This window comes from Rheinheimera sp. EpRS3 (genome assembly GCF_001513785.1).
Lineage (GTDB): Bacteria > Pseudomonadota > Gammaproteobacteria > Enterobacterales > Alteromonadaceae > Alishewanella.
Window position 1 is genome coordinate 1,213,379 of sequence record NZ_LNQS01000001.1, and the last position, 22,889, is coordinate 1,236,267.

At 50.3% G+C, this 22,889-nt stretch carries 24 protein-coding genes; 5 read left to right on the plus strand and 19 right to left on the minus strand.

The genetic code is table 11. The features are described 5' to 3' along the window. Window positions 1-234 precede the first annotated feature (234 nt). The 8 genes from AR688_RS05405 to AR688_RS05440 all read right to left on the minus strand — a co-directional run bounded on the left by AR688_RS05405 (window position 235) and on the right by AR688_RS05440 (window position 6,777). Window positions 235-2,082, minus strand: a complete 1,848-nt coding sequence (locus AR688_RS05405) for a DUF885 domain-containing protein (protein ID WP_068230146.1) — start codon at window positions 2,080-2,082, stop codon at window positions 235-237. Window positions 2,083-2,177: 95 nt separating this feature from the next. Continuing rightward, entirely contained in the window at window positions 2,178-3,320 is a 1,143-nt protein-coding gene (gene hemW / locus AR688_RS05410; protein WP_068230149.1) for a radical SAM family heme chaperone HemW, read from the minus strand. A 2-nt stretch (window positions 3,321-3,322) separates the two neighbouring features. Then, window positions 3,323-3,919 (minus strand): RdgB/HAM1 family non-canonical purine NTP pyrophosphatase, encoded by a 597-nt coding sequence (rdgB, locus tag AR688_RS05415; protein WP_068230152.1) that lies wholly within the window; start codon window positions 3,917-3,919, stop codon window positions 3,323-3,325. 12 nt (window positions 3,920-3,931) lie between these two features. After that, on the minus strand, window positions 3,932-4,354 hold the full coding sequence (locus AR688_RS05420; RefSeq protein ID WP_068230155.1) for a DUF4426 domain-containing protein: 423 nt from the start codon (window positions 4,352-4,354) through the stop codon (window positions 3,932-3,934). A gap of 41 nt (window positions 4,355-4,395) precedes the next feature. Continuing rightward, window positions 4,396-4,692, minus strand: a complete 297-nt coding sequence (gene yggU, locus AR688_RS05425; RefSeq protein ID WP_068230159.1) for a DUF167 family protein YggU — start codon at window positions 4,690-4,692, stop codon at window positions 4,396-4,398. Then, window positions 4,689-5,228 carry a YggT family protein gene (locus AR688_RS05430; RefSeq protein ID WP_068230163.1) on the minus strand — a complete coding sequence of 180 codons (540 nt, stop codon included), beginning with the start codon at window positions 5,226-5,228 and terminating at the stop codon, window positions 4,689-4,691. The genes yggU and AR688_RS05430 overlap by 4 nt, the downstream gene beginning before the upstream one ends. A gap of 38 nt (window positions 5,229-5,266) precedes the next feature. Next, a complete protein-coding gene (gene proC / locus AR688_RS05435) occupies window positions 5,267-6,082 on the minus strand; it encodes a pyrroline-5-carboxylate reductase (RefSeq protein WP_068230166.1) in 816 nt (271 codons plus the stop codon). 8 nt (window positions 6,083-6,090) lie between these two features. Next, window positions 6,091-6,777, minus strand: a complete 687-nt coding sequence (locus tag AR688_RS05440) for a YggS family pyridoxal phosphate-dependent enzyme (protein ID WP_068230169.1) — start codon at window positions 6,775-6,777, stop codon at window positions 6,091-6,093. A 30-nt stretch (window positions 6,778-6,807) separates the two neighbouring features. On the opposite strand from AR688_RS05440, the gene AR688_RS05445 reads away from it, so the two are divergent. The 3 genes from AR688_RS05445 to AR688_RS05455 are packed head-to-tail and all read left to right on the plus strand — an operon-like array spanning window position 6,808 to window position 9,440. After that, window positions 6,808-7,860 carry a type IV pilus twitching motility protein PilT gene (locus tag AR688_RS05445; RefSeq protein WP_068230172.1) on the plus strand — a complete coding sequence of 351 codons (1,053 nt, stop codon included), beginning with the start codon at window positions 6,808-6,810 and terminating at the stop codon, window positions 7,858-7,860. A gap of 6 nt (window positions 7,861-7,866) precedes the next feature. Further along, on the plus strand, window positions 7,867-8,991 hold the full coding sequence (locus AR688_RS05450) for a PilT/PilU family type 4a pilus ATPase (protein WP_068230174.1): 1,125 nt from the start codon (window positions 7,867-7,869) through the stop codon (window positions 8,989-8,991). 26 nt (window positions 8,992-9,017) lie between these two features. Continuing rightward, complete coding sequence (locus AR688_RS05455; RefSeq protein WP_068230182.1) at window positions 9,018-9,440, plus strand: CBS domain-containing protein; 423 nt, start codon at window positions 9,018-9,020, stop codon at window positions 9,438-9,440. Window positions 9,441-9,443: 3 nt separating this feature from the next. Here the strand turns inward: AR688_RS05455 and AR688_RS05460 are convergent, their stop codons facing one another. Then, window positions 9,444-10,139, minus strand: coding sequence for a lytic transglycosylase domain-containing protein (locus tag AR688_RS05460; RefSeq protein WP_231731964.1), 696 nt, complete (start codon window positions 10,137-10,139; stop codon window positions 9,444-9,446). A gap of 84 nt (window positions 10,140-10,223) precedes the next feature. After that, window positions 10,224-11,507 carry a DUF3422 family protein gene (locus AR688_RS05465; protein WP_068230195.1) on the minus strand — a complete coding sequence of 428 codons (1,284 nt, stop codon included), beginning with the start codon at window positions 11,505-11,507 and terminating at the stop codon, window positions 10,224-10,226. A 313-nt stretch (window positions 11,508-11,820) separates the two neighbouring features. On the opposite strand from AR688_RS05465, the gene AR688_RS05470 reads away from it, so the two are divergent. Further along, on the plus strand, window positions 11,821-12,702 hold the full coding sequence (locus AR688_RS05470; protein WP_197412117.1) for an EamA family transporter: 882 nt from the start codon (window positions 11,821-11,823) through the stop codon (window positions 12,700-12,702). A gap of 6 nt (window positions 12,703-12,708) precedes the next feature. On the opposite strand, the gene AR688_RS05475 is transcribed toward AR688_RS05470, so the two are convergent. Further along, on the minus strand, window positions 12,709-13,197 hold the full coding sequence (locus AR688_RS05475) for a fasciclin domain-containing protein (RefSeq protein WP_068230203.1): 489 nt from the start codon (window positions 13,195-13,197) through the stop codon (window positions 12,709-12,711). Between the two features lie 214 nt (window positions 13,198-13,411). On the opposite strand from AR688_RS05475, the gene AR688_RS05480 reads away from it, so the two are divergent. Continuing rightward, on the plus strand, window positions 13,412-13,840 hold the full coding sequence (locus tag AR688_RS05480; RefSeq protein WP_068230206.1) for a CBS domain-containing protein: 429 nt from the start codon (window positions 13,412-13,414) through the stop codon (window positions 13,838-13,840). 155 nt (window positions 13,841-13,995) lie between these two features. On the opposite strand, the gene AR688_RS05485 is transcribed toward AR688_RS05480, so the two are convergent. The 8 genes from AR688_RS05485 to hisC form a co-directional block, all read right to left on the minus strand. After that, a complete protein-coding gene (locus tag AR688_RS05485) occupies window positions 13,996-16,158 on the minus strand; it encodes a S46 family peptidase (protein WP_068230209.1) in 2,163 nt (720 codons plus the stop codon). A 154-nt stretch (window positions 16,159-16,312) separates the two neighbouring features. Further along, window positions 16,313-17,803: a sensor domain-containing diguanylate cyclase gene (locus AR688_RS05490; protein ID WP_068230212.1), complete on the minus strand. Its 1,491-nt coding sequence runs from the start codon at window positions 17,801-17,803 to the stop codon at window positions 16,313-16,315. Window positions 17,804-17,996: 193 nt separating this feature from the next. Then, a complete protein-coding gene (gene hisIE / locus AR688_RS05495; RefSeq protein ID WP_068231252.1) occupies window positions 17,997-18,611 on the minus strand; it encodes a bifunctional phosphoribosyl-AMP cyclohydrolase/phosphoribosyl-ATP diphosphatase HisIE in 615 nt (204 codons plus the stop codon). 13 nt (window positions 18,612-18,624) lie between these two features. Further along, a complete protein-coding gene (hisF, locus tag AR688_RS05500) occupies window positions 18,625-19,398 on the minus strand; it encodes an imidazole glycerol phosphate synthase subunit HisF (RefSeq protein WP_068230215.1) in 774 nt (257 codons plus the stop codon). After that, window positions 19,380-20,117 carry a 1-(5-phosphoribosyl)-5-[(5-phosphoribosylamino)methylideneamino]imidazole-4-carboxamide isomerase gene (gene hisA, locus AR688_RS05505; RefSeq protein WP_068230218.1) on the minus strand — a complete coding sequence of 246 codons (738 nt, stop codon included), beginning with the start codon at window positions 20,115-20,117 and terminating at the stop codon, window positions 19,380-19,382. The genes hisF and hisA overlap by 19 nt, the downstream gene beginning before the upstream one ends. Then, window positions 20,114-20,707, minus strand: coding sequence for an imidazole glycerol phosphate synthase subunit HisH (gene hisH, locus AR688_RS05510; protein ID WP_068230221.1), 594 nt, complete (start codon window positions 20,705-20,707; stop codon window positions 20,114-20,116). Before hisH ends, hisA begins: the two co-directional genes overlap by 4 nt. Then, window positions 20,707-21,777, minus strand: a complete 1,071-nt coding sequence (hisB, locus tag AR688_RS05515; protein WP_068230224.1) for a bifunctional histidinol-phosphatase/imidazoleglycerol-phosphate dehydratase HisB — start codon at window positions 21,775-21,777, stop codon at window positions 20,707-20,709. The genes hisH and hisB overlap by 1 nt, the downstream gene beginning before the upstream one ends. Beyond that, window positions 21,774-22,889, minus strand: a complete 1,116-nt coding sequence (gene hisC, locus AR688_RS05520) for a histidinol-phosphate transaminase (RefSeq protein WP_068230228.1) — start codon at window positions 22,887-22,889, stop codon at window positions 21,774-21,776. Before hisC ends, hisB begins: the two co-directional genes overlap by 4 nt.

A 22,889-nucleotide genomic window follows, 5' to 3' on the forward strand; every position in this document is an offset into this window, starting at 1 on the left:
TATTGCTCTGCAGGGCCTTTTGCGGCTGGGCTTTTGCCAATGCTACTACCGGGAAGCGCTTATTACGTTTAACGGCTATTACCCGGTGTGGTTATTCTGTGGCGGGGAGGGAAAGAGTATATTTTATAGCCTAGTGTGCAAACTTTACCGGTATTTAAACTGACTAGTTCAGCGCTTAAAAAATAACAAGCCGGTCAACTGACCGGCTTGGGCTGGTGAGGCCGCCAGATGCTATCAGGCTTTGCTGGCAGCAATATATTCGTCTACCAACTGCTCTAATACATCCAGCGGTACCGCACCGTTTTTCAGCACCACATCGTGGAACTGGCGGATATCAAACTTATCGCCCAGCTCAGTTTTAGCTTTTTCGCGTAGTTCGACAATTTTGATCATACCAATTTTGTAGGCGGTGGCCTGAGCGGGCATGACGATGTAACGCTCTATGGCTTTTTCTACCGCGGTTTGCGTATTAGGCGTGTTATCCAGCAGGTATTGTATCGCCTGATCGCGGCTCCACTTTTTGGCGTGAATACCGGTATCTACCACTAAACGGCAGGCGCGCCACAGTTCCATGGCTAAACGGCCAAAGTCTGAGTATGGGTCCTGATACAGGCCGATTTCTTTTGGTAATAACTCGGTATATAAACCCCAGCCTTCAATGTAAGCGGTGTAGCTGCCAAAACGGCGGAACTTAGGCATGTCTTCCAGTTCTTGCGCTATAGCCAGTTGCATATGGTGGCCCGGGATACCTTCGTGGTAAGCCAGTGCTTCCAGCTCGTACTTGGGCATATCGCTCATACGGTACAGGTTGGCGTAGTAAATGCCGGGGCGGCTGCCGTCCATCGACGGGCGTTGGTAAAACGCTTTACCGGCACTTTGCTCACGAAACGCTTCTACTGCTTTTACAACCATGTCGGCTTTGGGTTTTACTAAAAACAGCTCGTCCAGCCGGGTGCGCATATTATCAATAACCGCAGTGGCTTCAGCCAGGTAGGCGGCTTTGCCTGCTTCGGTATCCGGGTAGTAAAACTGCGGATCGGTTTGCATAAACTGGAAAAAGGCTTTTAAGTCACCGTCAAAGCTGGTTTTTTGCATAATAGCCTGCATTTCTGCATGGATACGGGCTACTTCATCCAGGCCAATCTGGTGTATTTCATCGGCCGTTAAATTGGTAGTGGTAATGCGCTTTAGCTCATCATTGTAAAATGCTGCGCCATCTTTAAAGCGCCATACACCGTCAACGGTATCAGCTTGTTGCTCCAGCGTATTTAAATAGCGGATTAAGCTGGTATAGGCCGGTTTAACACTGGTTAACAACGCTACTTTGGCTTCATCCAGCAATAATTTTTTGCTGTGCTCATCAGCATCAAGCTGGCTGACTTTTTTACTGAAATCGGCCAGTAAGGTGCTGTCGGCACCGGTATCAAATGGGGCGCCTTTAATGACATTCTCACTGGCTGAGAGCACCAACGGGAACACAAATTTAGGTGGAATAATACCAAGCTCAGCGCGTTTTTGCAGTTGCTCCTGCAGTTGATTAAACAGCGCAGGTACGGCATTTAACCGGGCAATATAAGCTTTAGCGTCGCTTTCACTGCTAATGCTGTGTTGGTTGATCAACGTTGACGGCACCTGCGAATGGATACCAAACATCTGGTTAACCGGGTAGCTGTACAGCCGCCATTTGGCTTCATCCAGAGTTTGCTGCAGGTTTTGTTGCATCAGCAGGTAGCTGATACGGGTATTGTCGTCCAGTTTGCTGACATCAACGGCCTTTAACATGGTTAAATGCTGCTGGGTAAGGGCTATATCTGCGTCGAAGTGCGCGTCGGATAAATCCTGCCATTTATCGTAGTCATCTTTAATGCCCAGCCGGGTTTGCCGGATCGGATCACGGCGCACTTTGTCCATAAATATCTGTTCAAACAAGGCATTAGCCTTATCTGACTCAGACTGGGTTACCACTGTTGCCGGTGCATTGCTTTGCTGCGGGCTCTGGCTTTGCTGCGGGCCACAGCCTGCCAGTAAAGCGGCAGTTATGGCAAGTGGCAGCAAAGCTTTGCGGGTAAAGGCGGTTTTCATATAGTTTCCTGTCTTATTGTTAGAGTAATAGTTTTATTCTACGCAACTGGTGGCAGATGAAAAGACAGCGTATCGCAACGATAGGTTAATCAGCCCTAGATAAACAACGTGAGTAAATCGTTCAGGTAGCGCGCGCCTTTATCGGTAACCTGCCAGTGTGTGGCGCTAACGCTAAGCAGGCCTTTTTGCTCGGCATCGCTAATAGCGCTGGTAACCGTACTAAGCGGCAAGCCGGTATAAGCGGTAAAGTCGGCTATCGGGCAGGGTTCCAGCAGGCGAAAGCGGTTCATAAAAAACTCAAATGGCCGGTCTTCAGCCTCAACCTGTTCACGGCTGTCCATATAGCCACGGCTGATATCCATATAGCCTTTGGGGTGCTTAATTTTCACGGTACGCAAAATAGCATTACGTGACGGCAGGGTAATTTTGCCGTGCGCGCCGCAGCCTATGCCTAAGTAATCGCCGTAGCGCCAGTAGTTAAGGTTATGTTTGCACTGATGGCCGGGTTTGCTATAGGCAGAAATTTCATACTGCTGGTAACCATGCTGCTGTAACAGTGCCAGCCCCTGCAGCTGAATATCCCACAGTGTATCGTCTGGTGGCAGTACTGGCGGGCGTGAGGCAAAGACTGTATTAGGTTCAATGGTCAGCTGATACCAGGACAAATGCGGCGGGGCTAAATCTATGGCTTGTTGTAAGTCGGCCAGTGCGCCGTTAACATCCTGTTGCGGCAGGCCGTGCATTAAATCAAGGTTAAAGCTGCCAAGGGGCAGATTCTGCGCCAATTTGGCAGCCCGTATGGCTTCGCCGCTATCATGAATACGGCCCAGCGCTTGTAATTGCGCGGTTTGAAAGCTTTGCACACCAATAGAAAACCGCGTTACGCCTGCCTGCACATAGCCGGCAAAGCGCTCGGCCTCTACTGTGCCGGGGTTGGCTTCCATCGTGACTTCCATATCGGCGTCGCAGTTTAACCGCTGTTTTACGCCGGTTAAAATCTGGCCAATACCTGCGGCAGAAAATACGCTGGGCGTGCCACCGCCGATAAAAATGCTGCTTAAGTTACGCCCGGTTACTAAGGATAAGTCTTGTTCTAAATCGGCCAGCAGGTGGGCGATATATTCCTGCTCCGGAATACCTTGCTTTACTGCGTGCGAGTTAAAATCGCAGTAGGGACATTTTTGAATACACCAGGGAATATGAATATACAGCGCCAGCGGCGGTAACTGTAGCGCCACGGTTAACGCGCCTGCAACTGGCTAAGCAATTGTGCCAGTGCTTTGCCACGGTGGCTAAGCTGTTGTTTACGTCCGGGCGGCAGTTCTGCACTGGTGCAGCCTTCTGCAGCAATGTAAAACACCGGATCATAGCCAAAGCCGGCACTGCCGGCCGGGGTCTGTGTAATCTCGCCATGCCATACGCCATGGCATACCAGCGGGGTTGGGTCTTCAGCGTGGCGTAAATACACCAGTACACAATGAAACTGCGCTGTGCGCTGTGCCGCTGGAATATCTTGTAGTGCACTAAGCAGCTTAGTGATATTGGCGGCATCGGTTGCCGCTTCACCGGCGTAGCGCGCCGAATATATACCCGGTGCGCCGCCCAGGGCGTCAACCGCCAGGCCAGAGTCATCAGCTATGGCCGGTAAACCGGTAACCAGAGCGGCATGGCGGGCTTTTAAAATAGCGTTTTCAATAAAGGTCAGGCCGGTTTCGTCGGCATCGGTTACGCCCAGTTCCGTTTGCGGCACTATCTGGTAGTGGTAAGGGGCCAGCATCTGCGACAGCTCTGCCACTTTGCCTTTATTGCCGGTAGCCAGCACAATTTTTTGTGTCATTGAAAGCTCTTCTTAATCTACGTAAAAGGTCTGGTCGAACTTTAATAATTGCGACTCATTGCCACTGGCCACGGTTATCGTAAAGCTAAAGCGCTGCTCGTGATAAAACGGCAACTGCGCCAGATAATATACTGCATCACCTTCAACTACTTCGGTAAATTCCAGTTTACGCTGGCGGCCCTGCAAATCTTTGGCATTGCCGCTCAGGGCAACTTTTTGCGCCTGCTGGTTGTTTTTATCCAACACCGAGATGTTAATCACCGCATTGTATTTACTACGTTGTAGCTGGTATTGCAGGGCTATTTCCGGTGTTAGCAGCGGGGCAGGAAAGGCAATATAGTGTACATCCCAGTTACCCAGTTGTTTTTTTTGTTCTGCCGCAGCGCTAAAGCTAACGGCTAAGCCCAACAACAGGGCGATAATAATGCGGTTCATAGTTCACCTCGGTATGGGTTCAGGCTGTTAAGTATAGTGGTTTAAGCGCTTGCCAGCTGGTTTTTCACCAGCGGTGGCAACTGTTTCGGGGCAATAATCAGTACCGTTTTATGCCGCCCGGTTTCACCTTTTTCAATGACCACCTGTGATTTGGCAACAGCGAAACTTTTGGCCAGAAACTTCTGTAAATGGGCGTTGGCTTTGCCATCTACCGGTGGTGCAGTAATGGCAACTTTAATTTCATCGCCATAAAGCTCCACCCAGGCATCGCGGCTGGCTTTGGGCTGAATATACAGTTTTACCCGTATATCCGCCCCGCATTGAGTTACTGCAATCAAAAACCCGGAAACCAGCTACTAAACAGGATGTTTAAAAATTGCAGGCCAACCAGCACTACCAGTACCGATAAATCCAGCCCGCCCAGTGGCGGTAAAATATTACGCACCGGGCGTAATAATGGTTCGGTTAACTGGTGCATGACATGCTCTACCGGGCTGCGGCCCTGGCTAAACCAGCTAAGCAGAGCACGGATCACTAAAATCCAGAACAGCAAGGTAAGAATTTCTTTTATCAGAAACACCACTGACAACACTAAACTGGGCACCAGCAAAACCTGGCCCGACTGAATAAGCTGCAGCACCAGCAATTTTACCAGCATAATGCTGTATGCCAGCACCAGCGAGGCGGTGTCCAGCCGGCCAATGCTGGGAATAACCCGGCGCAGCGGCAATACCAGCGGGTTGGTGGCTTTTACCACAAACTGGCTGAACGGGTTGTAAAAGTCGGCCCGCACCAGTTGTAACCACAGGCGCAATATCATCACCATCAGGTACAGACTAAAGGCAGTATCAATTAGAAATAGCACAGCTTGCATCAGGTTCTCCGCATCTTAAATTATAACAACGATGAAAATTACAAACTCTGCGCCATTTCCTGCGCCCGTTTAATGGCGGCATACATGGCATCTGAAACCATTTTTTCAAGGCCCTGGTTGGCAAAAGTGGTTACCGCTTCATGGGTTGTGCCACCTTTTGATGTGACCTGCGCGCGCAAATCAGCAAAACTGTGATCGCTATCCAGTGCCATGGTGGCTGCGCCGAGCGCGGTTTGTGCCACCATCTGTTTAGCTTGCGCCGCGTCAAAACCCAGTTGCTCTGCTACTTGCTGCATCGCTTGCATAAAAAAGAAAAAGTACGCCGGTGAACTGCCGGTAACAGCAATAACATGGTCTATTTGTGCTTCGTTGTCTAACCAGACATTCATGCCAGTGCCACTGAACATATGATCAACAAAAGCTTTTTCATAGTTAGAACAGCCCTGTGGCAGCAAGCCGGTAACGCCTAACCCTACCAGTGATGGCGTATTGGGCATAGCACGCACCAGGCGGATATTACCCAGCCACTGCTGATAGCGCGCTACGGTAATACCGGCTGCCAGGGTAACAAACAGCTTTTCGGCTATTTCCGGTGCGGCGCTGATTAACGCTTCGCACAGCTCCTGCATCATTTGCGGTTTTACCGCCAGCACGATAACGTCGGCTTTGGTTACAGCTTCAACGTTATCCAGTGTGGTTTGAATGCCAAAATCGGCGGCCAGCGCGGTCAGTTTAGGCTGGCTGCGGTTAGCGGCAATAATGTTTTGTGCCGGATAACCCGCGCGCACCATGGCGGCAATAACGCAGCGTGCCATATTGCCCGCGCCGATAAAGGCAACAGTATTGTCATTCATCTGTGTATTCATTCCTTGTGATAATCTCTTGCGCCAAAAATTGCGGTGCCCAATCGTATCATAGTTGCGCCATATCGCAGAGCCAAAGGCCAGTCATCCGACATGCCCATGGATAATTCATCTGCCTGCGGGTAGTGCTGCTGTAATGTTTTCGACAGTTGCGCCATAGCAGCAAAGGCCGGTTCGCTCATGCCCGGTGCCGGTATAGCCATTAAGCCTTTTAATTGCAGCTGTGGCAGGCTGCTTACGTCGGCAGCTAATTGCAACATATCTGCCGCAGCAATACCGGCTTTGCTGGGTTCATTGCTGATATTCACCTGCAGCAGCACTTTAAGTGGCCCCAACGCCGCAGGGCGCTGTGCTGCTAAACGCTCAGCAATTTTAAGCCGGTCGATACTGTGTACCCAGTGCGCGGTTTCGGCTACCAGCCGGGTTTTGTTCGACTGCAACGGGCCGATAAAATGCCAGATAATATCCGCATAACTGCTTAATTGTACTACTTTTTCAGCTAATTCTTGCGGGTAGTTTTCAGCAAACTGGCGCTGCCCGGCCTGATAGGCTGCAACAACAGCAGATACTGGTTTGGTTTTACTTACGGCCAGCAGTTGTGGCGTTAATTTGGCCGCTGGCAAAGCCTGCAATTTTTCCGTCAGGTTCTGATAGGCGAGGTTAAGTTGTTCTGCTATGTTATTCATAAAGATTGGCAACGTGGAGTAGAAATTGTCATGGATATTACCGAATTATTAGCCTTTAGTGTGCAACATAAAGCGTCAGATTTACACCTTTCCGCCGGTGTACCGCCATTGATACGGGTTGACGGTGACGTACGCAAGCTGAATATCCCGCCGCTTACTCATAAAGACGTGCATGCATTAGTGTACGAGATTATGACTGACAAGCAGCGTAAAGAATACGAAGAACACCTCGAAGCCGACTTTTCCTTTGAAGTGCCCAACCTGGCCCGGTTTCGGGTTAACGCTTTTGTGCAAAACCGCGGCGCGGCGGCGGTGTTTCGTACTATCCCCAGCGAAGTGTTAACGCTGGAAGATTTAGGTGCACCGGAAATTTTCAAAACCATTGCTGAAAACCCGCGTGGCCTGGTGCTGGTTACCGGGCCAACAGGCTCTGGTAAAAGTACCACATTGGCAGCGATGATTGACTACATTAATACCATGCGCCACGACCATATTCTGACGATAGAAGACCCGATTGAATTTGTGCACAATAATAAATCCAGCCTGATTAACCAGCGTGAAGTGCACCGCGATACCCATAGCTTCAGCAATGCGCTGCGCTCAGCCCTGCGCGAAGACCCTGATGTAATACTGGTAGGTGAATTACGCGATCTGGAAACGATTCGTCTGGCGATGACCGCCGCTGAAACCGGCCATTTAGTGTTTGGCACTTTACACACCACTTCAGCCCCTAAAACCATCGACCGTATTATTGATGTGTTTCCCGGTGAAGAAAAAGACATGGTGCGCTCGATGTTGTCAGAGTCACTGCGCGCGGTTATTTCACAAACTCTGCTGAAAAAGGTGGGCGGTGGTCGTATGGCGGCGCACGAGATCATGATTGGGATACCGGCGATCCGCAATCTTATCCGCGAAGATAAAATTGCCCAGATGTATTCGGTAATACAAACCGGCGCATCGCATGGCATGCAAACCATGGATCAATGTTTGGTGAATCTGGTAAACCGGGGTTTGGTATCGCAAAAAGATGCCGCGGCCAAAGCGCAGGACAAAAACACCTTTGGTGCCATGGGCAGGATATAAACGCTTATGCAGCTAGTTGATTTTCTGGAAAAAATGGTAGCCGTTAAAGCATCGGATATGTTTGTTACCGCCGGTATGCCGGTAGCAGCAAAGATAAACGGTGAAATGACGCCTATTGATGAAACACCTCTGACGGATGCTGCGTCATTAAAGCTGGTGCTATCGGCAATGAATGATAAGCAGCAGCAGGAGTTTATGAGCAGCAAAGAGTGCAACTTTGCGATTGCCAACGAGGCGGGCCGGTTTCGGGTGTCAGCGTTCTGGCAGCGTGACTGCGCTGGCATGGTGGTACGCCGGATTATTACCAAAATCCCTAACGTGGACGATTTAGGCCTGCCGCCGATAATGAAAGAAGTGATCATGTCCAAACGCGGCCTGGTGCTGTTTGTTGGGGGTACAGGTACAGGTAAATCAACGTCACTGGCGGCTTTGCTGGGGTACCGTAACCGCAATTCTAAAGGCCATATTCTGACGATTGAAGATCCAATCGAGTTTGTGCACGAGCACCATAAAAGTTTAATTACCCAGCGCGAAGTGGGTATTGATACTGAATCATTCGAAGCTGCACTGAAAAGCTCATTGCGCCAGGCACCGGATGTGATCTTAATTGGTGAGATCCGCAGCCAGGACACAATGGAATATGCACTGTCGTTTGCCGAAACCGGCCATTTATGTATTGCCACACTGCACGCCAACAATGCCAACCAGGCAATTGATCGCATTATGCATCTGGTGCCCAAAGAGATGCACCAGAAGTTGCTGTTTGATTTGTCGTTAAACCTGCGCGGTATCGTTGCGCAGCAGCTTATTCCCACTGCAGATGGCCATGGCAGGCTGGCAGCCATTGAAGTGCTGCTGAATTCGCCCTTAATTGCCGATTTAATTGCCCGCGGTGAAATGGGCGAGATTAAAGCGGTAATGACAAAATCACGCGAGCTGGGTATGCAAACCTTTGATCAGGCGCTGTATGATTTATATCAGCGTGGCCAAATTACCTACGCTGATGCTATTCACCATGCCGATTCTCCGAATGATTTACGCCTGATGATTAAACTGCGCAGTGGCGATACCAAAGGGGCGGGGTTCCTGTCTGGTGTTACTATTGAAGGTTTTGAAAATAAAGACAATTAACCAGCCGTTGTTACAGTGAGGTCGCTATGAGCATTGCACAGATCATGACGCATCGCAGCAAACTGATCACCACCATGGCCGATGCCAGCCTGGCCTCACTGCGCGATGTATTTGCCAGGGCACGCTTTCAGCATGTGCCGGTGGTGGATCATACCAACCGCCTTGTTGGTATAGTGTCGGTAAAAGATTACTTTCGTGAGCTTAGCCCGGTAATGGACGCCGCCAGTGATCCGGCTATCGGGCTGTTTATCCGTTCGCGCAAAGTGCATCAGGTGATGGTAAGTCCGGTGATTACCGTCAGTGAAACTACCGGTGTAAAACAGGCTGCCGCGCTACTGCTGCAACACAATATCAGTTGTTTACCGGTAACCGACGAATATAAGCATTTGCTTGGCCTGGTATCATGGAAAGACATACTGCGCGCCGCGCTGCACAAGCCGGCCAGTTAGCTGTTAACCGGCGCGCTGATAGCGCTTATGCAAAATAGCCACCCGTTCAACATAGGCCTGGGTTTCGGCAAAAGGCGGAATACCATTATAACGGCGCACATTACTGCTACCTGCATTGTAAGCCGCTAAAGCCAGCGGTAACTCACCATTATGTTGTTTTAACAGCTGGGCCAGATAACGGCTGCCGGCGGCAATATTATGTTCTGGCACACTGGCATCGCTGATGCCAAGCTGTCTGGCGGTACCGGGCATCAGTTGCATTAAGCCTACTGCACCTTTTCGTGATACAGCTGACGGGCGAAAAGACGATTCGGCATGAATAACCGCTCGAATAAGCGCCGGGTCCAGTTGGTGTTCATCTGCTGCTTTGGCAATAAACTGATCAAAAGGCCGGGTATACAGTGGCACCGTATGCCAGTTAACTGTTGCTCCCGGATCGCAGGCAAAGCAGTCAAACCGCATCACCTGAAAAGACCGGTTTAGCGGCTGGCGATCGGAAAACATCGCAGTGCCATCGCTTTTAACCGATTTATATACCGCAATGGTCGGGGTGGCTTTTGGCTGTGCCTGCACCAAAGCAGTATTGGTACTGTCGGGCGAAAGCTTAAGTTGCTTTTTTTCAGCTGTGTGCGGCTCAGCAGCCAGCATCAGGCTACAGCTTAAGGCAAACACAGCAATGGCAACACCGGCAGATGACAAAGCAACATCCATGCATAAATTAAGCGGACTGAAAGTAAAGCACTAAGCCACGCAAAGCTCAAGCCATACCGGTTGATAAAAGCTTTAGCGGCTTTTATCCCGGTGCAACTGGCGGTTAACCCATAACAGTACCGCTGCCACAATGACAACCACTACCGGCACACTGATACTTTGCCACTGCCGGGTATCCAGTTGTGGCAGCCAGTAACCCAGTGCATCAATGGCTTTGTCGCTAAGCTGCACGGCGTAATAACTGATTGCCACCAGCGATAAACCCTCGACCATTTGCTGCATATTCAGCTGCAGTTTTGCCCGCTTATCCATTGACGCCAGCAACTGCTGGTTTTGTTGCTCCAGTTTTAAATTAATCCGGGTGCGCAGCAGCTCGGTAGAGCGGCCTAAACGACCAGATAAGGCATGCTGGCGGTATACCACCGATTCACTGGTACGAAATGCCGGTGTTAAGCGCCGCTCGGTAAAATCCTGCAATGACAACAAGCCCTCTATCGGCGTTTCGTTCAGGCTTCTGATCCGGTCCAGTGTTAGCTGGTAATAGGCTGCGGTGGCTTGCAGCCGCGAGCTGGTTTCGGCGATCAGGTGCTCAGTCTGGGCCGCCATGGTAGTAATTTCGTTGAGTAAATGCTCATCATCACTCAGGCGCAGTTCTATACGCTGGGTAATATCTGACAGGCGCTGCTCCAGCATATTTAGTTTGCTCAGCGCCTGGCGCGATTGTGGCCAGCCCAGCAGCGATAATTTGCGGTAATTGCCAAGATCAAACAGCTGTTGCACTAAACGGCCCAGCGCTGCCGGGCTCAAGCCCTGATCCAGCAATAACATACGGCCGGCACCTTCGGCATGTTTTTGAAAGTCGGTCCAGATGCGGGCTTTTTGCCCGGCCAGCATACTGCTGATGCAATTGTCCGGATTAAACAGCTGGTTGGTATCGGCATAGCTTTTTAGCTGTGCCGGCGTGATGACACTTAGCTGAACCACTCGGAAAATCTGGCCCGGAATATTATCCAGCCAGTTTTTTGCTGGCAGAAAATCCAGCGGATCATCAAATAGCTGCTTTTCACTGCCACTTTGAATAAAGATATAGCTGGAAAACTCGCCATGTTTTTCAAACCGCAGGCTGCCGCCAAACAGTGGCAGATTAATGTCATGATCGGTTTCACTAAAATGGCTGCCTTGCTGGCTGGCCAGTTGTTGCATAAAGCTAAGTTCGCTGCTGCGCGAGGCCGGTGATACCGTAAGCATAAACTGGCACAGTCGGCTTGGTGCCGTTAACGCCGGGAAGGTGCGCTGTTGCAGTTCTTTATCCAGTACGTCGCGCAGTGGATGGCTGCGGTTATGTAGTCCGGTCATAATAATGCTCCTGGATCTGAAGGCACAAAGCGGGAATGAGCACAAACACCGTTAGGTTAAGCAAAGCAGCTAATGTGCCAGTGCATTGGCCTGTGCCAGCTACAGAGCAATATGGGCCTAAATCATTGCTATAAAATGATATTTTCTTTACGTCTTGATGTAGTGCCCGACATCGCGGCCCTTGTCGGCGGTGGGTTTGCCCTGAAATAACGCAGCCGCGGCATAATTCAGTGCGCACTCTGTTACCTTTAACGCTGGCGGCAGGTTACAATATTGCTCTTACCTTTTGTCTGTTCTGTCGGGTTTTAACTTTATGTCAATTGTGCTCAATCGTAATCTGGTTGTGGCGGTGGTCAGTGTTTTGCTGGCAATGCTGACTATTCAGTCTGGTGCTTCTATCGCCAAGCAATTGTTTCCGCTGATTGGCCCTGAAGGCACTACCGCATTGCGGCTGGGGTTTTCTGCGCTGGTGCTGTGGCTGGTATTCCGGCCGTGGCGCAGCTTGCCAACAAATCGGCGTGACTGGAACGCAATAGTTACCTATGGCTTGTGTCTGGGCGGAATGAATATTTTGTTTTATCTGGCTATTGCCCGTATTCCATTGGGTATTGGCGTAGCGCTGGAATTTACCGGGCCTTTGGCCGTAGCGCTGTTTTTATCACGGCGTAAACGCGATTTAATCTGGGTAGCCTGTGCTGTTGCCGGCATTTTATTGCTGCTGCCGGATATGCGCGGTACCGATGCGCTGGACCCCATCGGCGTGCTATTAGCACTTGGCGCAGGTGCGTGCTGGGCCGGGTATATTTTGTTTGGTAAACGCACCAATGCCCAGGCCTCGGGCGGTATTACGGTGGCGCTTGGTATGACAGTGGCAGCTGCCTTTTTGGTGCCAATAGGTGCCGTTAGTCAGGGCATGGCACTGCTAAGCTGGCAAGTGCTGCCGCTGGGGCTGCTGGTGGGTATTTTATCCAGTGCTTTGCCTTACACATTGGAAATGGTGGCACTGCGCAATATGACATCGCAAAACTTTAGTGTTTTTATGAGTATGGAACCGGCAATAGCCGCGTTGGCTGGCTTTGTTATTCTGGCTGAGTTGCTTACGCTATGGCAGTGGCTGGCGATTGGTCTGGTTATCGTGGCATCGCTTGGCAGTTCGCTAACATCCTCCGGGGCGAAACCCGCCCCAGAGAATTAACGCTGATTACATTTTTGGCATTACAACAGTGTCCAGCACGTGGATCACGCCATTGCTGGTTTCGATATCCGTTGCAATGACTTGGGCACCGTTTACGTATACTTTGCCGTCTTTTACTTCAATGGCCAAGTCTTGCCCCTGTACTGTTTTAGCTGAGGTTAACTTAACCACATCTGCAGCCATGACTTTGCCTGCAACAACATGATAAGTAAGCACTTTTGTTAGTGCGGCTTTGTCTGCTACCAGCGCGTTTAAATCGGCGGCAGGGATTTTGGCAAAGGCCGCGTCATTTGGCGCAAATACTGTGAACGGGCCTTTACTTTTTAATGTGTCTACCAGCTCAGCAGCCTGTACGGCGGTTACCAGCGTTGAAAAATTGCCAGCTGCTACTGCGGTATCAACAATATCTGCTTTCATTTTATGGTTGTGCGCCTGTGCTGTGAGAAGCATCGAGCCCAGTAATAATGAACCGGTAATAAGGTGTGACAGTTTCATAGTGTTTCCTTTTTTGCACAAAGTTAGACATAACAGTCGCCATTACAAACGCAGGCTTGCGGCATAAGGATCAGATTTATCTTTTTCTGTTTTAGCTAAACCACAGTCGATTATTTAACGTACGGCGAAAAACTTGATCCAGCCCTGTGCAAGTGGTGCAGTTTTTCGCTATATCTGTTGTCTGATACTAAAATACTGTTAGAGGAGCGTATTTATGACCATTACCACTGTTGCCCAATTAATGACGGCTGATCCTTTGTGTGTCACCCGGGAGGCCAGTTTAAAAGATGCACATGATTTAATGCGCGGTAAAAATATCCGCCATATTCCGGTAATAGATGCCGATGGCATTTTGGTTGGTATGTTGACGCAAAAAATTATGATCGCCAAAGTAATGGGCTTAATGGCGCAGTTCGGCGCAACCGCGCTGGAGCGTAAAGAAAAGCAACAACTGGTAGCCGATATGATGGCCACCGATTTTGCTGCAGTAACGCCGGATCAATCGTTAAAAGAAGTGGCGGGCTTTTTCGTTAAAAACCGTCATGGCTGTATGCCGGTGGTAGATGAAAACAATAAACTGAAGGGCATACTGACTTCTTCAGATTTTGTCCGGTTAGCGGCGGAATTATTAGCAAGGCAATAAAAAGACCAGCGAAAAAAAGCCGGCCTTTATGGGGAAAGCTCGCGCCGGTTTACTCACGCCAACGCGCCGTAAACCCATCCATGGGGGCTCGATTCAGGCATCCATGCCTTCAACGGTTGGCTTAGAGTAAACCTCTGCTCGCCTGCTGGTTCCGCTTAGTCGGCTAAGCTAACACCCATTTCTGTTAACAGGTTATCTGCGCCGTCCAGCTGCATTTGCCACAGCATAAAACGGTGATCTACCTGAATAGAACGGGTGTTGTCCGGGTTGTAGTCCCAATCTGAAATGATGGAATCCAGCGTGCCGTCAAAGGCTAAACCTACCAGTTCGGCTTTGCTGTTTAATACTGCCGAGCCTGAATTGCCGCCGGTAATATCCAGTGTAGCCAGGTAATTTACCGGTACGGAATTTAAGCTCTCTACTTTATACGGGCCGTATTGTTTGGCTTTTATGGCATCCAGCTGTTTTTGTGGTGCGTTAAATTCACCTTCACCGGTCGCTTTGGCCGTAATACCGCGTAGCGTGGTAAAGGGCGCCCAGGCGTTGCCATCTTCATTGCCGTGTGCGCGGCCTTTTACGTTACCGTAAGTTACCCGCAGCGTGCTGTTAGCATCCGGGTAAACTGCCTGGCCTTTAGACTGCATAAAGGCAATTTTGGCACGCATATAGCTGGCGTAGGCCTGCTGAATTTTACCGGCCAGTTCTTCTTCCTGCGCTTCACGTTTTAAATCGGTTTTATACAGTGCTACTGCGGCTTTAACAAAAGCATCGCTGCTTTGGGCAAATTGCTGTGGCGTGCTGTCCAGCAGAGCAGTGCGCTTAGCCGGATCAGTTAAATCGCTGTTGGCGTACCAGCTGTCAATCAGGTTTTTCAGTTGCTCGTTGCCCATACCATCTTTAATGCCCATCGCTTTGTCAAAATCTGCGTTACGCTGTTTTTTTGGCAAAGCGGCGTATTTGCTCAGGTTGTGCAGGTCCAGCGCTTTTTCTACGCCAACATCCAGGTTGCGCTCCATACCGGCTACAAAGGCTTGGTAGCGCGGAATGTCGCGCTGCTGAAAGCCAGCTTTACGCTGTGCATCGGGTTTGGTACTTTCCTGTGCCAAACGATACAGGGCGCGTGAGGCTGCCAGCAGGCGCGGAGTAGCGTTGTTTAGCAGGTAATTGGCACGCTCCTGGGTTTGGTTTTCTTTTAACAGTTTTTCTATTGCTGTTAAGTCTTTAGCGTAGGCTTTTTTATTTTCGCTGCTGCTGTTAACCCAGGCGGTAAGGGCTTGATGCTCTTGCGTTTTACGTTGTAAAAAGTCGCTTTGGGCAAAGCTGTCCAGCATGCCCTGGCGGTTTTTCATATAGTTGTTTAACCCGGCAACACGGCCGGCGTACTTTAGCTCAGCATCTTTATTGCTGGCCGTTTCGCGGGCAATAATATCCAGCGTGTCTTTAAACTGGGCAACGGTATTGGGGTAAGCCCATTCAAAGGTATCGCTGACTTCGCTTGGTAAACGGTGACGGTTAGTGCGGCCGGGGTAACCCAGCGCCATGACAAAATCACCTTCTTTTAAGCCGTCTTTGGCCAGCGTTAAATGGTAATCCGGTTTATACGGCACGTTATCTACGCTGTAATCTGCCGATTTACCCTCTGGGCTGACATAAGCACGGTAGAAACTGTAATCACCAGTGTGACGCGGCCACATCCAGTTGTCGGTGTCGCCGCCAAATTTGCCGACACCTTCGGCCGGAGCATGTACTAAACGCACATCTTTAATTTCCAGCTGTTTAATCAGGTAAAACTCTAAGCTGCCGTAATAGGCGGCTACCGTACAGCGGTGACCTTCGTCTTTTTCGCATTCGGCAATAGTAGCTTTCTGGTTGGCTTCAATAGCGTCGATACGTTTTTTGCCGCTTAGTTTAGCGGTTTTGCCATCAATCACTTTATCGGTAACGTTATTTACCGCTTTGGTAACAAAAATGCGGCTGCCGGGTGCAGCGGCAACTTCGTCGCCTGGCTGTTGGGCTAAAAAGCCGTTGGCCAGTAAGTCGTTTTCTGGTGTGGAGTTATGCGCAATGCTGCCATAAGCACAGTGGTGGTTAGTGGCAACCAAACCATTGGGTGACACAAAAGAGGCAGAGCAGCCGCCTAAACTAACAATAGCTGCAGCAGGGAATTCGGTTAGTTTGCTTAAGTTAGCCGGGTCCAGTTCAAGACCGGCAGCTTTTAACTCGGTGGCAATTTGCGGCAGTTGTTGTGGCATCCACATGCCTTCATCAGCCATGGCAAAACTGCTGGCCAGCGCCAGCATCAGAATGGATTTTTTCATAAGTACTCTTTTATTTTTAATTTTGACAGGAATGTTAAACGTAAGACGACAGCTATAGTCGATGCCAGCGCTGGCCTTGTCAATACTCGGCTAAAGCCGCAGATGCCGCTATGCGACGGTTATCGCAGTTCAAGCGTTGGGTGATAGAAGCAGTTTATTTGTCGGAAAACCAGCAAGGTTGATTGCGGCCCAGCCGTTTGGCCTGGTACATGGCCGTGTCGGCCTGGCGCAATAGTTCATCACAGTTGGTGTCACCCTGAAATAGCACCAGGCCGATACTGCAGGCGCATTGATGCATATTGTGTTCAGACAGCGGGAAAGGTCGGGCCAGCTCGTTAGCAATTTTAGCGGCAATGTGCTGAATATGCAGTTTGCTGCGCTCAATTTCGGTATCAATATCGCGTAGCAGCACAATAAATTCGTCGCCGCCAAAGCGCGCCACGGTATCGGCCTGACGCACTGCACTTAATAACCGGTGTGCTACTTCTACCAGCAGGCTGTCACCGGTTTTGTGGCCGTAAATATCGTTGACCGGTTTAAAGTTGTCCAGATCGATAAACATTAGACCACTGAATTTCAGGCCGCGCTGGCTGGATGCTATAGCTTGCAGTAAGTGCTCTTCCAGTAAGCGGCGATTGGCCAGACCGGTTAAGCTGTCATAAAAAGCTAACCGGCGGATTTGCGCGGCGCTAAGGCAGCGGCTGATGGCCAGCTCAGCAAGGTTGCTGTAGGTTTTGATTTCTTGCAGCAGCACCGCACAGGGCTCAGCTGGCTGATAATGATAGATGGCAAAGGTGCCCAGCACTTTGTTCTGAGCGTTTTTTATTGGTTGTGACCAGCAGGCTTTCACCCCGGCGATGGCCGCCAGTGCCTGATAAGGCTGCCAATACGGGTGCGTGCTGATATCCTGCACTATTACGGTTTCACCGGTAGAAGCAGCTGTGCCGCATGAGCCGACGCCCACGCCAATAGCAACACCGTCCAGTGCATTATTATATTCATCCGGTAACGAAGGCGCCGCGCCGTGGTGCAGGGTTTGGCTATCTTGGTCCAGCAGTAAGATAGAGCACAGCATGCCCTGATGTAGCAGCTCTACCTGAGTGACCAGATTATGCAGAATGGCTTTAAGCTCAGCGCCTTCACTGATCTGGCTTAAGATCTGATTTTGCAGCAGCAGCTCTTGGGTGCGCTGGGCTACTTTTTGCTCGGTTTGTTGCAGGCTGCATTGGTAGCGGGCGTTTAGCAGGCTGAGTTTTGTGATCTGTAACGCCAGTGGTGCCAGCATTTGCGTTATGCTGTTGGGCTGGGTTTTATCCACACTTGCGTTATTTGGCCGGCGTTTGCCAACCAACAAACTGGCAATATGTTCGCCGTCCAGCATTATCGGTGTAGCGTAATTTTGCTGGCTGTTTTCAGCAGTTATTTCAGCTGCCTGTTGTAAACCAAAGCGGGCATCTGGCCAGTCGGATGATGCCAGCACTTTGCCATATATATCAAGCAATGCAACGGGTAAGCCCATTACCTGCAGAATGTTGTTAAATACGGTGTTAAGTTCTGAAAAATCAATAGTAGCGACCAGTTTGCTGGCTGGTTCATTATCAGATAGGTGCTGCGATTGAGCGCTGCCAGCGGATACGTCCTGCATCTGGATTTGCTTAGCCTCGGCTTACATATGCGGTGATTTAACCCTAATAATGTTAACAGTGTAGTCAAGGGAAGGTATTGTCGCCATGTAAACCTTAACCTTATCACAAGTTAAACCAGCGCAGGGTATAGGTTCAATACCTTGCGCTGGGTGTATATGTTGAAGCTAAACCTGCCGTTAAAATGGCCCTTTGTTATTTATGCCGTTGTTGTAGTACGGTAATTACGTCGTTCAGTTCCAGCTTTTGGCTGCGTAGCAATACCAGCAGGTGGAAAATTAAATCAGCCGCTTCGTTAGCCAGCTCTTCTTTGTCACCAGCCATGGCAGCCAGAGCAGATTCGACGCCTTCTTCACCGACTTTTTGCGCGATGCGTTTTACACCTTTGGCAAACAGGCTGGCAGTGTAGCTGCTGGCCGGATCGCTGCCTTCGCGGCTTTTAATTACTTGCTCTAAGTCGTACAAAAATGCCAGTTGCGGGCTGTTGGCGCTGTTATCGTGCCAGCAGGTTTCGGTGCCGACATGGCAGGTTGGGCCTTGCGGCAGTGCCATTACTAAAATGCTGTCTGCATCGCAGTCGCTGTCGATACTAACCAGCTGCAAGGTATTGCCCGAACTTTCACCTTTGGTCCACAGCCGCTGTTTGCTGCGGCTGAAAAACGTCACCTGGCCGCTTTGCAGTGTGTGTTCAAGTGCCTCTGGGTTCATATAACCCTGCATCAGTACTTTGCCGGAGATGGCGTGCTGGACTATTGCGGGTAATAACTGGTTATCGGGCCAGCTTAGCGCTTTTATCTGTTCTTCGTTCATAAGTAACCTTTTATCATGGCCGGATGCTGATACCATCGGCAATCAGCTTAGCTTTTAACGCCGCTATCTCAATAATACCTTTATGAAACACACTGGCAGCCAGGGCGCCGTCAACGTCGGCCTGTTCAAATACGTCAGTAAAGTGCTGCATAGTACCGGCGCCACCACTGGCAATTAATGGCACAGTACAAATATCGCGGATGCTTCTTAACTGGGCGATATCATACCCCTGGCGTACACCGTCCTGATTCATGCAGTTAAGCACTATCTCGCCGGCACCACGGCTTAATACCTCGGCTACCCAATCACGGCTAAGCCATTGCGTTTTCTGTGTACGGCTCTCGTCACCAGTAAACTGGTACACCTGATATTGGCCCGATACGACATCAAAAAAGCTGTCGATACCTACCACCACACATTGTTGGCCAAAGTTGTGATTCAGCTCGTTAATCAGCTCGGGCCGTGCCAGAGCGGGGCTATTAACTGAAATTTTATCGGCGCCCATTTCTAAAATCTTACCGGCATCAGCCACCGTTTTTATACCACCGGCGACACAAAACGGAATGTCGATCACTTCTGCTATACGCCGCACCCAGCTTTTATCGACTACGCGGCCATCGCTCGACGCAGTGATATCATAAAACACCAGCTCGTCAGCGCCGGCCTCGGCATAGCGCTGTGCCAAAGGTACTATATCGCCGATAATTTCATGGTTACGAAACTGTACACCTTTAACCACTTTGCCATCACGTACATCCAGGCAGGGAATTAACCGTTTTGCCAGCATGCTATGGCCTCCTGCAAAGTAAACTTACCTTCTAGCAAAGAGCGACCCAAAATAACCCCGGCTACGCCGCTGCCAATTAAGGCGCGGATATCATCCAGCGAGCCAATACCGCCTGAAGCCTGCCACTGAATTTGCGGGTAGTGAGCAACCAGCTCTTTATAAAGCTGCACGTTAGAACCACTTAAGGTGCCGTCTTTGCTGATATCAGTGCATAGCACATGCTGAGCGCCAGCGGTGATATAGCCGTCCAGCACCTGTTCCAGCGTAATATCAGACTGTTCTATCCAACCATGTGACGGCAGGGTTTTCTCACCTTTTTCATTGATGGCAACATCCAGCGCCAGCACAATTTGCTCGCCGCCGTATTTGCGCACCCAGCTTTGCACCAGTTCGCTTTGGCGAATGGCCAGGCTGCCAATAACCACACGGCCTGCACCGGCGTCCAGTAAGTCAATTAAGTCCTGCTCGCTGCGCACTCCGCCGCCTACCTGAATATGCAGCGGAGCAGCGGTCATCAGTTCAGTTAATAATTTCAGCTGACGTTTAGTTGCATCTTTAGCGCCGGATAAATCAACAATATGCAGCCAATCGGCACCGGCCTGAGCGTATTGGTTACGCAGATTAATAGCTCTGAAAGCATATTCAGTTGTATTGTCATAGCGGCCCTGATAAAGCCTAACCACATTACCGTCAATAAGATCGATTGCCGGAATAATCATAAACGCCACTCCAGAAAGTTCTGTAATAAACGCGCGCCGGTTTTGCCCGAGCGTTCTGGGTGAAACTGGGCACCGGCAACATTATCTTTGCCAATCACCGCGGCAAAATCGCTGCCATAATGGCATAGCGCAAGTGAATACTGGCTGGACGCAACAGCAAAGCTGTGAACAAAATACATATAGTCTGTTTCGTTAAAGCCACGCATCAGGGCATGATTGCTGATATTTTTCAGCGTATTCCAGCCCATATGCGGCAAGCGCAAACCTGCGCTTTGCATCGGCAATACTTCACCGGGGATTAGGTTTAAACAAGGCACATCGCCTTCCATGCTGTGGCCGGTTAGCAGTTGCATACCCAAACAAATACCCAGTAGTGGTTGTTGCAGGTCTTGCAGCGTATCAATCAGTTCAGCCTGTTGCAGCTTGGCCATGGCGTTGTGCGCCGTGCCTACACCCGGCAGCAGCACTTTATCTGCCGCTTTAATTACCCTGGCATCACGGCTGATGCTGGCGTCAACGCCTAAGCGTTTAAAAGCAAAATACACCGAGCTGATATTGGCGCAGCCGGTATCAACAATTACCAGTTGCATTACAACACTCCTTTTGAGCTTGGCAGCGCCTCGCCCGATACGGTAATAGCCTGGCGCAGTGCGCGGCCAAAAGCTTTAAACAGGCCCTCTACCTTGTGGTGTTTATTACCTTCGGTAATGCTTAAGTGCAGTGTCATTAACATGGCATCACTTAACGAGCGGAAAAAGTGCGGCACCATCTCCAGCGTTAAGCCGCCAACGGCGCCGTCGCCCAGCTCGCCGTTAAACACAAACAGCGGCCGGCCGGATAAATCCAGTACACACTCAGCGCGGCATTCATCCATCGGCAGTACAAAGCCAAAGCGGTTAATACCGCGCTTGTTGCCCAGCGCCTGCTTTAAAGCCTGGCCCAGTGCCAGTGCTGTATCCTCCACACTGTGGTGATCATCAATGTGGTAATCGCCGGTAACTTTTACCTGCAGTGAAAAGCCGCCGTGTGTAGCAATTTGCTCCAGCATATGGTCAAAAAAGCCAACACCGGTGCCGAAGAAATTATTGCCGCTGTTATCCAGATCAACGCTGATTTCAATATCGGTTTCACGTGTGGTACGGCGCACTGTAGCTTTGCGGCCGCGGCTTAGCAGTTGTTTGGTAATCTCGCTCCAGCCCAGCGTAGCGCGATCGTAACGAAAGGAGGGCAAGCCCATATTTTCCGCCAGCTGTACATCAGTAAGCCGGTCGCCAATCACATAAGAGTTGGTAAAGTCGATTTTACCCTGCTGCAGGTAGTCTTTTACCAGCCCAAGTTTAGGCTTACGGCAGCTACAGTTATCCTTGTCAAAGTGTGGGCAAATCAGCACATCATCAAAGTTAATGCCTTGTGAGGTTAACAGCTGCATCATTTTATTGTGCGGCGCATCAAAGGTAGCGCGCGGGAAGCTGTCGGTACCCAAGCCATCCTGATTGGTTACCATCACTAAGCGGTAACCGGCGGCCTGCAATTTTAATAACGCTGGCACTAAGCCAGGCTCATAGGCCAGTTTTTCCAGGCTATCAAGTTGCTTGTCTACCGGCGGCTCTTCTACCATGGTGCCGTCGCGGTCGATAAATAAAATAGGTTGGCCACTCATGCGCGTTCTCTCTGTGCTGTTTGTTGTAATGCTGCCTGTTGTAAGGTTGTTGGTGAGTTAAAATAGTCGTCCATTACGCTGTATAGCGCCTGCATTTCAGCCGGGCTACCGATAGACACCCGCACCACCTGCGACAACCCCAATTGACTGGATTGATTACGAATTAAAATACCTTGTTGTGCCAGTGCAGCTACGCAGGCTGCCGCATCGTCTACTTGCAGCAATACATAGTTGGCATTGCTGGGCCACACTTTACTAATGCCGCTGCGCTGCCTGGCATAAGCGATAAACTCGGCCCGCAAGGTGTTTATCGTTGTTACCGTGTTTTGCATCAGCGCGACAGATTCTGCCGTTAACGCTTGAGCGGCAATTTGCGCTACCGGCTCGGCCAGCGGGTAGGGCGCGATCATTTGTTTTAGCGCATTAATAATATCCGGCGCCGCAAGGGTGAAACCACAGCGCAGGCCCGCCAAAGCAAAGGCTTTAGACAGCGTACGCAATATCACCAGGTTCGGATATTGTGGCAGTAAATCAACCACCGACGCCTGTGGCGCAAATTCAATATAGGCTTCGTCCAGCACCACTAAAGCGCTGTCTTTGTAGTGCTCCAGCACGGCAATAATTTGCTCACACGGGATTAAATCGCCGGTGGGGTTATTCGGGCTGCAAATAAACACCAGTTTGGGCGTGGTAGAAAATAACGCGGCTAAATCCAGCGTAAAATCGGCGGTGAGCGGCACTATATTTACCGGCACCTGGTTACTTTGCGCGCTGATGGCATACATGCCATAAGTAGGCGGGCAAATGCTGATACTGTCTTGTTTCGGTTCGCAAAAGCTGCGGATCAAAAGCTCAATGCCTTCATCGGCACCGCGGCTTACCAATACCTGCTCTGGTGTTACACCGGCATAAGCGGCATAGCCGTTAATAACCGCTTTGGGCTGGCATGACGGGTAGCGGTTAAAGCTGCCGCTAAGCTGATACTCCGGTGCCAGTGCGTTTTCGTTGGCATTAAGCCAGATAGCACCGCCGCTCATACTGCTGCGGGCAGAGGCATAAGGCACTATGGCTTTTACCGCATCACGGGCCAGTGAATTAATACTGTTACTCAT